We start from the raw sequence: 13,391 nt of genomic DNA, 5'->3' as shown, positions 1-13,391 counted from the left end.
CAGGGCCGGCGGCATCCCCCCGGCAACAGCCCTCGCAGACCACCAAGCCCGCGACCACGAACCCGCGGCCGCGTAACCGACATCAACTACGAAACTGATGCTCCTATTGTTGTCAAGCTGCTTTTTTGGGTTTTTCGGGTAGCTGTTGGGCGTTGAGCCATTGTTGGTATTTTTCGGCTTGTTTCTGGTCTTTTGTGATGCCTCGTTCGAGCCTGGATATCCGATTCGGGTCGCAGTCGAGCAGGAGTGCTGCTTCTGTGAGGGTTAGTCCGAGTTCCTGACGGCGGTGCCGTAGCTCCGGGCCGGAGATCACGGGTTGCGGATTGGTGATCAGGTGAAAGACTTCCCGGGCGATCGTCCGCTTCAGGCAGCGAAGTATGTCTTTCTTGGTCTTGCCTTCGCTGCTGCGTTTGGCCACGTATTCCTTTGTTTCCGGGTCAGTGGCCATACGCACGAGTGCAATGCGGTGCAATGCCGCGTTGGCCTGTCGATCGCCGCCGCGATTCAGGCGATGCCTGGTGGTCTTCCCGGATGACGCCGGCAGCGGAGATGTTCCGCAGAGTGCGGCGAAGGCAGCTTCGCCGCGGAGCCGCTCGGCGTTGTCTCCGGCGGTGATCAACAGCTGGCTGGCCGTGACTGTCGAGATGCCTCGCGTGGCGATCAGGGCAGGATTTGTTTCCGTTACAAGAGATTCGAGCTCCAGGTCATAAGTGCTGATCTCCTCGCCAAGGTCCGCATACCGGCTGGCTAGCCGTTTCAGCGTCGAGCGTGTGAACACTTCCACCTCGTGCGCTCCTGACCTGGCGCGGGAAGCAGCGAGTTTTCTGATAATTTTTTGTGTTGTCAGTCCGCGGTATTCGGCCCGGAAATGCTCCGGAGCGGTCACCAGCAGAGACTTGATCTGGGTGATTGCCTCGGTGCGGGCCTTGAGCGTTGAGCGGCGCCCGGCATGGACCACACGGATCGCTTCCACCGTGCTGTCACTGGTCTTGGGCGTCACCGTGTCGTTCTCCGCCAAGGCGGCATGCGCTGCGATGTAGGCGTCGATCGGGTCTGACTTGCCTTTGAGCCGGCGCACTGCCCGAGCAGGCCTGATCACTTCAACCACGGTGATGCCGTGGGCGTGCAGGTGGCGGGTCAAACCGGCCCCATATGAGTTTGTGCCTTCCACTCCGACACGCATAAGGTCACCCTGGCAGGTGATAAACGCCTGAAGCGCCTCGTATCCTGGCCGCGTGGCGGGAAACTGGGAGTCCGCGAGGTGTTCACCGGTGACCGTGATTACCGCGCAGTGATGGGTCTGGCTGTGCGTGTCCACGCCGGCAACGACTTGAATCATGCTGATCACATCCTTTCAATCTGTTTTAGAATTGAAAGGTGCCGACGGGGCCAGTAGACAAGACGTTGACGGGACCGCTCGCAGGGGGTTCAGGCTCCTATAAGGTCATGCGGGCCCGGCCGGCACCCCAGGGATGCTTGCCGGGCAGACAGATCAGATTCAAGACAAGTCCCCCCGTTGCGACCGTCAGTCTCATAACGGGTCATACCCAGCGAAACACCTAATCTCATTATCAACGTCTCAAAAACTTGACGTGCGCATTGATGCGTGGGTGGCGAACTGGGGCAGCTGGCTCGCCGGGCTTGCGGATGAGGCTGGCCTGGACGCCGCGGCTGTGACGGTGGAGACCGCCCCGGATTCCGGGTACCGGCTGCGGAACGAAGTGATGATGAACATCGACCCGGACGCGCCGGCATTTGCCCAGGCAATCCTGCGGGAGGTCGTTGACACCTACCCGGAAGGATCGGCCACAGTCCGCGCCTGGGTATCCCTGACGTTCAGCGCCTCCCTCCGGGCAGGATCGAAAAAGCGCACACCCGAAGATGTTGCCCGCGACCTTGCCTCCCGGATCCCCGGCCTATCGGCCCGGCTGCAGTCCACCGGCGCCGGTATCGCCCGTCCAATGTCAGCACAGGAACTCTGCGAAATCGTCCGGATCGCCTACGACCCGCCAGCCGCGCTGATCATTGACCAAGCCCACGCCGCAGGCTCCCCGGTATCCCTGACCTGGGGCGAGGTCGGCCCCACCGCAACACAGGCAAGCTGGGACGACTACCGGCACGACAGCGCATTCTCAGCCTCCTGGACCATGACCGGTGCACCGCGAGGGTCCGTGAACTCCTCCGTCCTGTCCCGGCTGCTGGCCCCGCATGGGGATATTGACCGTAAGCGGATTTCGCTGCTGTACCGCCCGATGGATTCCGCCCGGGCAGCTGCCGTGGTGGAGAGGGACCAGAACAACGCCAACGTCCGCATCACCTCCGGGAACCGGCCGTCCGCCCGTGCCCTGGTCGATGCCCGCTCCGCTGTGCAGACAGCGCAGGAGGAAGCCCAAGGGGCCGGGCTGGTGAACTTCGGGATGGTCGTCACGGCCACCGTGACCGACAAGGAACGCCTCGCTGATGCCGTCGCGGCCATCGAACAGACCTCCGGTACCGCCCGGGTGCTGTTGCGCCGAGCCTACGGCGCGCAGGACACCGCGTTCGCGGCATCCCTGCCGCTCGGGCTGGTCCTGCCCAAGCACAGCATGCTGCCCTCCGAGATCAAGGATGCCCTGTAATGGCCCGCATGAAGATGTTCACCCGTTCCTCCAAGAAAACCGCCCAGCCGGCAACGACTGCACCGAAGAAAGCTGACCGCCAGCCCCGGGAAGCCGGGCCAGGCTCCCGTGGCTGGACCGGACGCGGCGGCGGCATGGCCCTACTCGTCCCGTCCGTAAAGGAGTACCGGGGAACCACAGTGCAGGTCTGCGGACTCTGGCCGTTTTCCTCCGGTGCGTCCTCGCCCATGATCGGTGTCCCGCTGGGACGCCATGAGGAAACCCAAGCCACGGTTTGCTGTGACCCGATCAGCTGGTTCCAACGCGCACGGCTCATCTCCAACCCCTCAGCCTTCATCCTGGGCAAGCCCGGATTGGGTAAGTCCACGCTGGTGCGACGGATGTTCATCGGTCTCTCCGCTCAGGGCGTCCACGCACTGGTCCTGGGGGACTTGAAGGGCGAGCACATCAAAGCGGTCAAGGCACTCGGCGGCCAGGTCATTTCCCTGGGCCGTGGCGTTGGGTACCTGAACATTCTCGATCCCGGCCAGGCCGTCGAGGTCGCGCAGCTCCTCGAGGACCACGGCCACCACGAAGCAGCCACGCGGGTCCGGGCCGATGCGCACGGCCGCCGCCTAAACATGCTCGTCTCCCTCATTACGATCAGCCGGAACAACCCGCCCACGGATCAGGAACAGACGATCCTGGACCGGGCGCTGCGGGTCCTCGATGACCGGTTCGACGGTGTTCCGGTCCTGAAGGACCTCCTGGACGTCATTGTCTCCGCGCCGGATGAGCTGCGCCAGGTCGCACTGGACCGTGGCGACATGGCTGTCTACCTGCAAGAGACACGCGCGCTGGAAGCAACCTTGCTGGGTCTGACCGGCGGCGGGAAGCTGGGAGAAATCTTCTCCCAGCAGACCACCAACCCCATGAAGCGGGATCGCGCCGTGGTCTTCGATGTCTCCAGCATTGACGAGACCGAAACGGACCTGCAGGCCGCCGTGCTGCTGGCCTGCTGGTCCTACGGATTCGGGACCGTCAACGTCGCCAACGCCCTGGCCGACGCGGGGCTGGAACCGCGCCGGAACTACTTCGTGGTCCTGGACGAACTGTGGCGGGCGCTGCGCTCAGGTAAAGGCATGGTCGACCGGGTGGACGCCCTGACCCGTTTGAACCGCTCAGTGGGCGTCGGGCAGATCATGATTTCCCACACCATGTCCGATCTGCTGGCACTGCCGGCAGAAGAGGACCGGATGAAAGCCCGCGGATTTGTGGAGCGTTCCGGGATGGTGATCTGCGGTGGTCTGCCGGCCTCGGAGATGCCGTTGCTGACCTCAGCGATTCCCCTGTCCCGGCAGGAACAGCAGAAGCTCATTTCCTGGCAGGACCCGCCCGCGTGGGACTCACACGGTGTCGACGTCGAACCTCCGGGCCGTGGGAAGTTCCTCATCAAGGTCGGCGGCCGCCCCGGGATTCCCGTTCAGATTGGCCTGACCTCCATTGAGCAGGCCGAAGGATTGAACGACACAAATACCCGCTGGCATCAACCAGCAGAAACGCTTCTAGAGCCTGCAGCTCCTGAGCTGCCCATGGAAGGAGGGACACCGTGAGTGCCCCGAACCGTAAAGGAATGGGCCTCGGAGACGCCTTGCTGGTCTGGTTTGCCATTGGTTTTATCGTCGTCTTTGGCGGCGGGACCTACGCTGCCGCCCACCTGGGCTCCTGGATGGCCGGCATCGACGCACCCCCTGCCCACCCGATTGACCTGATCGCCGGGCTGGTCAAGGGACGGGTGCCCTGGCCAACCCAATCAACCGTCGCCGCGGCGCTCATGGCCGGCGTGATCTTGGTCCTGGCCATCGTCGTGCTGGTGGCCTGGAAGAAGGGCGCGTCCAAGCGCGCCCGTGTGGATAAGGCCGCGCGCTACCTCGGGCGCGGGAAGTCCCTGGCCGCGTTCTCCGAGAAGGGCGCACAAGCGACGGCTGAGCGCCTCGGCGTTAAGGACACCCCGGGCATCGTGGTCGGCAAGGTGGTCTCCACCAGCCAGAAGTTCATTCAGTCCTGGGAAGACCTCAGCCTCGATATCTGGGGACCCCGGACAGGTAAGTCGACCTCCCGCGTCATGCCCGCGATCCTGGACGCACCGGGTGCTGTGGTCTCGACCTCGAACAAGCGTGACGTGGTGGACGGCACCCGTGGCGTCCGCGAGCTCACTGCCCCCGTGTGGGTGTTTGATCCGCAGAAGATCGCTCAGGAGGAACCGGAGTGGTGGTGGAACCCGCTCTCCTACGTCACCGATGAAGAGAAGGCCTACAAGCTCACGCAGCACTTTGCGGTCGGTTCGCGTCTTCCGGGGTCCAAGCCGGATGCCTACTTCGACCCGAAAGCCGAGGACATTCTCTCCTCGTACTTCCTCGCGGCCGCGCTGGGGGAGCTGCCCATCACTCAGGTGTACCTGTGGGTGACGGAGCAGGTTAGCCAGGAACCCATCGAGATTCTGAAAGAGCATGACTACGAGCTTCAGTACAAGGGCCTGGAGTCCACGCTGAAGCTGGCCGACAAGCAGCGCGACGGTATTTTCGGCACAGCGGAGAAGATGATCCAGTGCCTCAAGAGCAGGAACACACTGCGCTGGGTCGCCCCCGCCGGGGGAGAGTCCGTGGCCACGGACCCGCGCCGTCAGTTCAACCCCCGCAATTTCGCTGCCTCACAGGAGACGATCTACATCCTCTCCAAGGAAGGGGCCGGCTCAGCCGCCCCGCTCACAACAGCACTGACGGTGGCCATTGCAGAGGCAATGGAAGAACGGGCCGAGCGCAGCGGCGGCCGCCTGCCGCTGCCGGCACTGTTCGCCCTCGATGAGTTGGCCAACGTCGTCCGCTGGGCAGGACTGCCGGACCAGTTCAGCCACTACGGCTCCAAGGGCCTGATCGTCATGGGCATCCTGCAGTCCTGGTCCCAGGGCGTCGAACTGTGGGGAGAGGCGAACATGCGGAAAATCTGGTCCGCCGCCAACGTCAAGGTCTACGGCGGCGGCGTCGCCGAAGAAGGCTTCCTCCGGGCACTCTCGGACCTCATCGGAGACTACAGCTACACCAACGTCTCCATCTCATCCGGCAAATCAGGCTCCAGCCGCTCCCGGCAGGAGGGCAAGGAACGCATCTTCGATGTCTCCAACCTCGCGGAGCTCGACCGTGGCCGCGCCGTGGTCCTCGCTTCCGGTGCACCGGCCACGCTGGTCCGGACCCTGCCCTGGTACACCGGAGCCCACAAAGAAGCTGTAGAGGCGTCCATCAAGACCTACAGCCCCCGCCCTGACGAACCGACGGCACCGGCGGCAGCTGAGCCGGCGGCCAATCCCTGGGTCACGACGTAGGAGACTCTGAGATGAACAGCGATATCGGACGATTCAGCACAGCTGCCGCTCCCGGCGACACAGAGACACCTCTCGAAAGGCCGGCGGAAGAGCAGAAACCACCTGAACTGGTCTACGGCTCAACCGAAGAGTTCCTGCACGAACAGCTGCTGCCCACCTACGTCCGCGACGTCGACGGCCGCGCCGCGAAATGGTGCATCGAGTGGTACTTCCACCCCGAAGCACTCTCCCGCGTAGAAGCGCTGTGGCGGGCCTGGGAACACCTCAGGCTGGACGGAGCCACCGGCATCAGCGTCTGGTGGAAGGATCACGCCGATCACCACATGAGCGTGCTCTTGGACCCGCGCGGCCCGTTCTACAAATGCGATATGCAAAAGCACCGGGACCCCGAACACCTGGAACCGAAGAAGGCCCCGGAGGGTTGGTTCCCTGACGTGCGCACGCAGGGAACTTAGAGAAACCACCTCACGCAAAAGGGGGTCGCTTCAGAAAACGGAAAAATCGTACGCTAAGGCCGTGTTGAGCCGGTTACCACTGGTCCGCAGCTTGTCGATGGAAGCTGGCCAAAGTCCGTCCGTTTGGGGAACCTTGACCGGGAAGCTGGTCCATCTCGCCCAGTGGTCGATTGCGATGGGAACTAAGAGGTGGACGTCAGGTCTTTGCGCATCTGTATCGCTGTCGCTTCGTAGCCGAGTGATTCATAGAGCTTCCGAGCATTTGCGTTGTACCCAAACACGTTGAGCCCGATGGACGTGGCGCCCAAACGACGGGCTTCCGCTTCGCCAAGGATCATCGCCTGGCGCCCAAAGCCCTTACTGCGAAGCGCGGGCTGGATTTCTACGTCGAACACCCACCATGCCTCGCGCTGGCCCGACTGGGGACCGATCCAGATGTATCCGACCGGTTCCGGCCTTGGGGACCATCGGTACAGCCGTTGGCGCTAAGGCCGGGCAAGGCCCTTGGGGTCGAGTCGGTCGAGGTTGCCGATCAGCGGTTTCGGTAGCGGGCCGGGGATGGGTGAATTGTTGTCGTTTTCGAGGTGGGAGGCCACGTCAGTTCCCCTTCCCTTGGCCCGGCGACGAGTGCTTTGCACTGTGACGGCCGGATGCAGCAGGCGATTCGTCGGCCTCATCGCATCGGTTCAATGCGGCCGGCCGCATTGAAAGTCCACCTACGGTACGTGGTGATACAGGGCGTGGCAATGCCAGGGACTTTGCCAACGGCGGTTGCTTTCGACAGCCTGAGTCGGAGAATAGTGGGAAGTACTTCGACTGATACTGAGGGGTTCCATGGACCCGGCCTTGCTTTCCATCCGCGATCAGGTGTTTCGACGCAATCCTGGCGAAACCGAGTTCCACCAGGCTGTGGTCGAGGTGTTTGACTCATTGGGGCCGGTGCTGAAAAGCATCCCGAATTCGTTGACGCGGCTGTGCTGGAGCGGATCTGCGAACCGGAACGGCAGATCATCTTCCGGGTGCCGTGGGTGGATGACTCGGGGACGGTCCAGATCAACCGCGGGTTCCGTGTGGAATTCAATTCAGCTCTCGGACCGTACAAGGGCGGTCTGCGTTTCCATCCGTCGGTGTACCTGGGAATCGTGAAGTTCCTTGGCTTTGAACAGCTCTTCAAGAATGCATTGACCGGCATGCCGATCGGCGGAGGCAAGGGCGGTTCTGACTTCGATCCCCGGGGCAGGTCCAACGCCGAGGTGATGCGGTTCTGCCAGTCCTTCATGACAGAGCTCTACCGGCATATCGGCGAATACACCGATGTGCCGGCCGGCGACATCGGAGTCGGCGGGAGGGAAATCGGCTACCTGTTCGGTCAGTACAAACGGATCACCAATCGGTATGAATCAGGTGTCCTCACCGGCAAGGGAGTCACCTGGGGCGGTTCCCTGGTCCGCCCCGAGGCTACGGGGCACGGCACTGTCCTGTTCGCCAGGGAAATGCTACGAGCCAGGGGACTGGACTTCGAGGGCCAGCGGGTCATCGTCTCCGGCTCAGGCAACGTTGCAGTCCACGCCATTGCAAAGGCGCAATACTTCGGGGCAACCGTGGTGGCATGCTCTGACTCCTCCGGGTATGTGGTGGAGGAAGCGGGTATCAAGGTCGAGTTGCTGCGCTAGGTAAAGGAAGACGAGCGCGGCAGGATATCGGAGTATGCGGACCGTAGGGGAACCGGCGCCCATTTCGTTGCCGGCGGGTCGATCTGGGATGTGGGAGGAACGGTTGCGCTGCCCTGCGCCACTCAGAATGAGCTGGACGAGTCAGCTGCCGGCGCGCTCATCGCGTCGGGTGTGCTCGCGGTGGCTGAGGGGGCGAATATGCCGTGCACACCGTCCGCCGTCGAGGCGTTCCAGCAGGCTGGCGTCCTTTTCGGCCCGGGCAAGGCCGCCAATGCCGGCGGGGTTGCGACGTCGGCCCTGGAAATGCAGCAAAACGCGAGCCGTGACTCCTGGACTTTCGAGCACACGGAGCAGCGCCTCACGGAAATCATGGTCGGCATCCATGACCGGTGCGCGGAGACAGCTGAGGATTACGGCGTCCCGGGCAACTACGTGGCCGGTGCGAATATCAGCGGCTTCGTCAGGGTGGCAGATGCCATGCTCGCGCTCGGCGTGGTGTAGCGGACTGTGCAGCTCCCGAACCCACCACTCCGACGAGTCCGGAAGGTGCTTCCCCTGGCACCTAGAGTAGTGATACATGCTTCAATCATCACGGAAGGAACAACTGATGAATACATCGGATAGCTCCAAAAACAGCAAGCAGGGACAGGGTAAGGGGCCCGAGGGCACCATACCCGAGACGGAGGATGGGATCGGCGCGACCTCGACCGATGAGCCGTCGAACTTTGAACCCGAGGAGGACGAGCCGAAGGACGACGGCGCCCGGAGCGGCGGATGAGCATCGACGACGATAAGCTTTCCGGTTATCTCGTCGACCACCTGCTGGCTGCCGAATCGGGGGTACAGCTTTTTGAATCAGCGAAACGTACCTGGCGGGACACTGAATACCGTTCAGAATTCGATGAGATACGACGGGATGTCGCAGCCGACCGGGATGATCTCGCTGCACTGATCAAACGCCTCGGTTATACCCCCGGCAGGGCTAAAATGACCATGGCGTGGCTCGGTGCCCAGGTGAGCAAGGCCGGTCCGCTGAATCCGTTGCACAAGAGCGGCGGCATGGGTGGTCAGCTTGAGCTGGAGGCGCTGCAGTCCGCCGTGCATGGCAAGGAAAGCCTGTGGACGTCGCTGCTCGCGCTATCCCGCGACGACGACCGGTTCGACACTGAGGATCTGCAACGGTTGAAGGACCGCGCCCGAAGGCAGCAGGACCAGCTTGCCGGCATCATGGGCAAGACGATTGCCGGGCGGTTCGACTAAACGACGACGCCGTGGGGTTGGGGCGCCTGCAGCCGCGGGCAACGAGGGCCGGACGGATCAGACGAGCCGGTTCCGGCTCGAGAGCACGGCGGTGACGCACAGCGGGACCATGCTGCAGGCCGTCATGGCAAGGGGCAGGGTCCACCCACCGCTCCAGTCGCGGAGCGCGCCGAACGCCACCGGACCCGCGGCGCCAAGTGCAAACCCCACCGACTGGGCCATTCCTGAAAGCGCCGCTGCCTGGGAATGGTGGGTCGTGCGAAGGCTAAACAGGGACAGCGCTATGACGATCAGGCTTCCGCAGCCAAGTGCGCCGGTGATCACCCACACCATCGTCAGTCCCGGTGCGAGAGCCAACCCTGCGTACGTGAGGAGAACAAGGACGCTCCCTGAGCTGCCGCGAGGATTTCGGACAGCGGAATTAGTGAATTCTTCTACGCCGCCAGGGCTGGCTGTTGATAACCATAGTGGACTTCGTTAGGCCGTCGGTAACCGAGTGCGGAGTGTCGGCGACGACTATTGTAGAAGCCCTCGATATAGCGGATAACGTCGCTGCGGGCTTGTGATTTCGTCGCGTAAACGGTCCGGTAAACACGCTCGTTCTTGAGCATGGAGAAAAAAGATTCCGCCATACTGTTATCCCAGCACACGCCCGTGCGTCCCATCGATGAGCGCATCCCCAGGCCGGTCACCAAGGCCCGAAACCCGGCCGAGGTATACACGCTGCCGCGGTCCGAGTGCCAGATCGCGTCAGGCTCAATCAGGGTCGTTGAGGCGGCGTTGTTGAGGGCGTCGGCGACGAGTTCGGTGCGCATGTGATCGGCGATCGACCAGCCGACGACCTTCTTCGAGTAGCAGTCGATGACGGTGGCCAGGTAGATGAACCCTTGCCAGGTGTGGATGTAGGTGATGTCGCCGACGAACTTCACCCCGGGTCGAGTGGCGGTGAAGTCACGCTTGAGGAGGTCAGGCATGGTGGCCGCGGCCAACGCGTCGGCTTCGGTTGTCACCCGGAATGGCCGCGGTTGGCAGGCCAGGCCCTCCTGGCGCATGAGCTGCCGCACAAGCTCGGGCGAACATTCAGTCTGTTCCGCCGCGAGGTCGGCGTGGATTCGACGATACCCGTAGGTGCCTTCGGACTCCTCGAAATAGTGCTGGATCCGCGCTAAGGAGGCATGCCGGAACCTGCCTCCCGGCGCCGTCCTGCTGGCAACGTCGGCGACCTGTCCCGTGCAGATGTTTAGGATCCGCAACAATCTCTATGCCACCCAGTTCCACCCGGAGCTGGACGTCACCGGGATCCTGACCCGCGTAGACACCTATCGCTACGCCGGATATTTCGCTCCGGAAAACGCCGAACAGCTGATGGAGACCGCGCGTTCCGCCGTCATTCCCCATCCGCCGCGCATTGTGCGTAACTTCGTATCGCGCTACGCCCGGTAGTTCAGGCTGTCGGCACCGCGCTACAGGCCCTTGCCTCCGGTGACAGGCAGCACCGCGCCGGAAACGTAGGAGGCTTCGTCCGATGCGAGGTAGACATATGCGGGAGCCAGCTCGGCAGGCTGGCCGGCCCGGCCCAGCGGGGTGTCCTGTCCGAATTCGGGCACTTTGTCCGGCCAGCCGGTGGCCGGAATCAGCGGAGTCCAGATGGGTCCGGGCGCTACGGCGTTCACGCGGATGCCCCTTTCCCCCAGTTCCTGGGCCAGCGCCTTGGTGAACGCCACCTGCGCCGCCTTGGTCATGGCGTAGTCCAGCAGCTCGGGCGACGGATTGAACGCCTGAACGGAGGAGGTGGTAATAATCGAGGCGCCGGGCTGGAGGTGCGGAACGGCCGTACGGGCTATCCACATCATTGAATACAGGTTGGTACGGAAAACGCGGTCGAATTCCTCCGTGGCAATAGTCTCCACGCCGTCGCGGTTCTTCTGGTAGGCGGCATTGAGTATGAGGATGTCCAGCCGGCCGAATGCCTGCAGTGCACGGGCCACCAGTCCTGTGCAGTACGACTCGTCCCGAACGTCGCCGGCCACCAGTTCTGCCCGACGGCCCGCTTTTTCCACCCAGGCGGCGGTGTCCCGGGCGTCCTGCTCCTCCTTGGGCTGGTAGGAGAGGACGACGTCGGCACCTTCCCGGGCGTAGGCAATGGCCACCGCCCGCCCGATACCGGAATCACCTCCGGTAATGAGGGCCACTCGATCCGTGAGGCGTCCCGATCCGCGGTAGGACTTTTCTCCGTGGTCGGGTGTGGGTTCTGTTTCACCCGTCAGGCCGGGCTGCTGCTGCTCCTGCCGAGGAAAGTCGTCATCCGGGTACCGCCCGGTTGGATCCGGGGTGTCAGCCGGCGTGATGTCAGTCATCGTGGTGCCCTAACTGCGCGGGGGTCTTTTTGGCCGTCGGCTCTCGGGTCCCGCTGGTCGGCTTCATGTTCTCGGCATTCACCATCCAGGCGTACTGTTCGAGCTTTTTGATGAAGCCATGGAGGATGTCGGCCGTCGTCGGATCTTCTTCGTCGACCTGGTCGTGGACGTCACGCATGGTCTTGACGGTTCCTTCCAGGAGGTCAACGACGAGCGGGACGGTTTCCTTGGTGTCCACGAGCCCCTGCGGAAACGGCGAAAGGCTGGTGGTCTTGGCGATAGTGGCGCTTCGGCCGTCGGGAACGGCGTGCAGGGCGCGCATCCGCTCCGCCAACTGGTCCGTGAAAATCCGGGCGTCGGCGATGATTTCATCCAGCTGCAGGTGCATGTCCCGGAAATTCGTGCCCACCACGTTCCAGTGTGCCTGTTTCCCTTGGAGATGCAGTTCGATCAGGTCCGCCAGGACGGACTGCAGGTTGTCTGTCAAAGTTTTTGAGGCCTTCATTTAACCCTCCCTTGTTGTGGTCGCTGATCAACCCCACCCTAGCGGCGCGGCTTCCGGTGAGCCAGAGAATTTGTCCAAAAGTCAGCAAACTTATTATTTGTTCGCGGGGGGCTTATTTCCATTGCCAGCGGACGGTCCGGAACCTAGCTTAGAGGCAGGCCAAGGATCGGCCGGCTTCAAGAATCACGGGATGCCCCCAGGGCGGACTTTCACCGCCTGCACCAGTGAAGAGGAGAACCATTGTGGCAACTGTTCAGGAATCAATTGAAGTTGCAGTACCCGTTTCAACCGCGTACAACCAGTGGACCCAGTTCGAGTCCTTCCCCCAGTTCATGGAAGGGGTCGACTCGGTGACGCAGCTTGACGACAAGCGCAACCACTGGAAAACACATGTGGCGGGCGTGGAAAAGGAATTCGACACGGAGATTGTCGACCAGCGTCCGGACGAGCGGATCGCCTGGCAGAGCATCGGCGGCGTCGACCACTCGGGTGTAGTGACTTTTGACAAACTCGACGCCGGCACCACCCGGGTGAACGTCCAGTTTGAGTGGGACCCGGAGTCCTTCAAGGAGAAGGTGGGCAGCGCCGTCGGTGCCGACAACCGGCAGGTGAAGAAGGACCTTGAACGGTTCAAGGAATTCATCGAGGGCAGAGGCGCCGAGACCGGTGCCTGGCGCGGTGAAGTCGAGGGAGGCCAGGAAGTGTCCGGAGGTGTCGGCGGCGCAGGCCTGGGCGGTGCGACGGCCGCAGGCGTCGGTCTCGGGGCCGCCGGGATGGCAGGCTCGGAGCAGGACTTCAATGACCCCGACTTCAACGGTCGGTCAGCCGCGGCCGAGGACTTCACCGCACCCGACGCGGCAGTGACGGATTCCGACGCCGTCGGCTACACCGACACGGATACCGGTTATGCCAGCGGCGGCAACCTGGTGGAGCCCGGGCTGTTGGATACGGAAGAAACCGAACGCGGATACACCGAAGACGGACTCGTAAACCCCGTGACGGACGACCCGGACTCCGGAACGCCGCGCACCCTTCCGTAGCCACGGGGTACGGCACATCACGCGCCGGGGTGTTACCCGTCGCGTTATTTGACTGTGGCGGCGTCACGTCCGGTGATGACGGGCCGGGCATAGAAATGCCCCGCCGGCGGGTTCCGGCGGGGCGT

General features: G+C 63.1%; 13 protein-coding genes and 3 pseudogenes. 9 read left to right on the top strand and 7 right to left on the bottom strand.

All coding sequences use genetic code 11. The features are described 5' to 3' along the window. Positions 1–112: 112 nt before the first annotated feature. Positions 113–313 carry a helix-turn-helix domain-containing protein gene (locus tag RCH07_RS19340; protein WP_442784868.1) on the bottom strand — a complete coding sequence of 67 codons (201 nt, stop codon included), beginning with the start codon at positions 311–313 and terminating at the stop codon, positions 113–115. Then, a pseudogene (locus RCH07_RS18260) lies at positions 308–1,339 on the bottom strand (IS110 family transposase); the annotation flags it as partial. The gene RCH07_RS19340 and the pseudogene RCH07_RS18260, both read right to left, overlap by 6 nt. Before the next feature lie 253 nt (positions 1,340–1,592). Here RCH07_RS18260 and RCH07_RS18255 point away from each other — a divergent pair. From RCH07_RS18255 to RCH07_RS18240, 4 genes are read left to right on the top strand one after another with little or no spacing between them, the layout of a single operon-like run. Then, entirely contained in the window at positions 1,593–2,618 is a 1,026-nt protein-coding gene (locus tag RCH07_RS18255) for an SCO6880 family protein (protein WP_326968909.1), read from the top strand. Then, entirely contained in the window at positions 2,618–4,210 is a 1,593-nt protein-coding gene (locus RCH07_RS18250; protein WP_326968908.1) for a helicase HerA domain-containing protein, read from the top strand. The genes RCH07_RS18255 and RCH07_RS18250 overlap by 1 nt, the downstream gene beginning before the upstream one ends. Continuing rightward, the gene (locus tag RCH07_RS18245; protein WP_326968907.1) at positions 4,207–5,976 is read left to right on the top strand and encodes a type IV secretory system conjugative DNA transfer family protein; all 1,770 of its coding nucleotides are present in this window, start codon (positions 4,207–4,209) and stop codon (positions 5,974–5,976) included. The genes RCH07_RS18250 and RCH07_RS18245 overlap by 4 nt, the downstream gene beginning before the upstream one ends. Positions 5,977–5,987: 11 nt before the next feature. Next, positions 5,988–6,431 (top strand): DUF4913 domain-containing protein, encoded by a 444-nt coding sequence (locus RCH07_RS18240; RefSeq protein WP_326968906.1) that lies wholly within the window; start codon positions 5,988–5,990, stop codon positions 6,429–6,431. A 182-nt stretch (positions 6,432–6,613) separates the two neighbouring features. On the opposite strand, the gene RCH07_RS18235 is transcribed toward RCH07_RS18240, so the two are convergent. Further along, positions 6,614–6,907: a GNAT family N-acetyltransferase gene (locus tag RCH07_RS18235; RefSeq protein ID WP_326968911.1), complete on the bottom strand. Its 294-nt coding sequence runs from the start codon at positions 6,905–6,907 to the stop codon at positions 6,614–6,616. A 358-nt stretch (positions 6,908–7,265) separates the two neighbouring features. On the opposite strand from RCH07_RS18235, the pseudogene gdhA reads away from it, so the two are divergent. The 3 genes and pseudogenes from gdhA to RCH07_RS18220 all read left to right on the top strand — a co-directional run bounded on the left by gdhA (position 7,266) and on the right by RCH07_RS18220 (position 9,364). Further along, positions 7,266–8,605: pseudogene (gene gdhA / locus RCH07_RS18230) on the top strand (NADP-specific glutamate dehydrogenase). Between the two features lie 106 nt (positions 8,606–8,711). Beyond that, positions 8,712–8,882 carry a hypothetical protein gene (locus tag RCH07_RS18225; RefSeq protein ID WP_326968905.1) on the top strand — a complete coding sequence of 57 codons (171 nt, stop codon included), beginning with the start codon at positions 8,712–8,714 and terminating at the stop codon, positions 8,880–8,882. After that, complete coding sequence (locus RCH07_RS18220) at positions 8,879–9,364, top strand: hypothetical protein (protein WP_326968904.1); 486 nt, start codon at positions 8,879–8,881, stop codon at positions 9,362–9,364. The genes RCH07_RS18225 and RCH07_RS18220 overlap by 4 nt, the downstream gene beginning before the upstream one ends. A gap of 57 nt (positions 9,365–9,421) precedes the next feature. Here the strand turns inward: RCH07_RS18220 and RCH07_RS18215 are convergent, their stop codons facing one another. Beyond that, positions 9,422–9,721 carry a hypothetical protein gene (locus RCH07_RS18215; RefSeq protein WP_326968903.1) on the bottom strand — a complete coding sequence of 100 codons (300 nt, stop codon included), beginning with the start codon at positions 9,719–9,721 and terminating at the stop codon, positions 9,422–9,424. 77 nt (positions 9,722–9,798) lie between these two features. Further along, positions 9,799–10,617: an IS3 family transposase gene (locus RCH07_RS18210; protein ID WP_326968902.1), complete on the bottom strand. Its 819-nt coding sequence runs from the start codon at positions 10,615–10,617 to the stop codon at positions 9,799–9,801. Between RCH07_RS18210 and RCH07_RS18205 the strand changes: the two are divergent. Beyond that, positions 10,532–10,807: pseudogene (locus RCH07_RS18205) on the top strand (glutamine amidotransferase); the annotation flags it as partial. The gene RCH07_RS18210 and the pseudogene RCH07_RS18205 sit on opposite strands and share 86 nt — an antisense overlap. A gap of 20 nt (positions 10,808–10,827) precedes the next feature. Here the strand turns inward: RCH07_RS18205 and RCH07_RS18200 are convergent. Together RCH07_RS18200 and RCH07_RS18195 are read right to left on the bottom strand one after the other, a co-directional pair. After that, positions 10,828–11,721 carry an SDR family oxidoreductase gene (locus RCH07_RS18200; protein WP_326968901.1) on the bottom strand — a complete coding sequence of 298 codons (894 nt, stop codon included), beginning with the start codon at positions 11,719–11,721 and terminating at the stop codon, positions 10,828–10,830. Next, complete coding sequence (locus RCH07_RS18195; protein WP_326968900.1) at positions 11,714–12,226, bottom strand: Dps family protein; 513 nt, start codon at positions 12,224–12,226, stop codon at positions 11,714–11,716. The genes RCH07_RS18200 and RCH07_RS18195 overlap by 8 nt, the downstream gene beginning before the upstream one ends. A 242-nt stretch (positions 12,227–12,468) precedes the next feature. Here RCH07_RS18195 and RCH07_RS18190 point away from each other — a divergent pair, with 242 nt between their 5' ends. Further along, positions 12,469–13,266, top strand: coding sequence for an SRPBCC family protein (locus RCH07_RS18190; protein WP_326968899.1), 798 nt, complete (start codon positions 12,469–12,471; stop codon positions 13,264–13,266). Positions 13,267–13,391: the final 125 nt, after the last annotated feature.

Origin of the sequence: Arthrobacter sp. CG_A4 (genome assembly GCF_035985125.1) — a bacterium.
In the GTDB taxonomy this organism is placed as follows: Bacteria; Actinomycetota; Actinomycetes; order Actinomycetales; family Micrococcaceae; genus Arthrobacter.
Note: the sequence above shows the minus strand (reverse complement) of the source record. Positions and strands in the feature narration are given on the sequence as shown.

What these genes read in the sequence shown, in the direction of transcription:
- RCH07_RS18200 (WP_326968901.1), bottom strand. Translation starts at nt 11,721, where the DNA reads ATGACTGACATCACGCCGGCTGACACCCCGGATCCAACCGGGCGGTAC.
- RCH07_RS18250 (WP_326968908.1), top strand. Translation starts at nt 2,618, where the DNA reads ATGGCCCGCATGAAGATGTTCACCCGTTCCTCCAAGAAAACCGCCCAG.
- RCH07_RS18240 (WP_326968906.1), top strand. Translation starts at nt 5,988, where the DNA reads ATGAACAGCGATATCGGACGATTCAGCACAGCTGCCGCTCCCGGCGAC.
- RCH07_RS18195 (WP_326968900.1), bottom strand. Translation starts at nt 12,226, where the DNA reads ATGAAGGCCTCAAAAACTTTGACAGACAACCTGCAGTCCGTCCTGGCG.
- RCH07_RS18225 (WP_326968905.1), top strand. Translation starts at nt 8,712, where the DNA reads ATGAATACATCGGATAGCTCCAAAAACAGCAAGCAGGGACAGGGTAAG.
- RCH07_RS18220 (WP_326968904.1), top strand. Translation starts at nt 8,879, where the DNA reads ATGAGCATCGACGACGATAAGCTTTCCGGTTATCTCGTCGACCACCTG.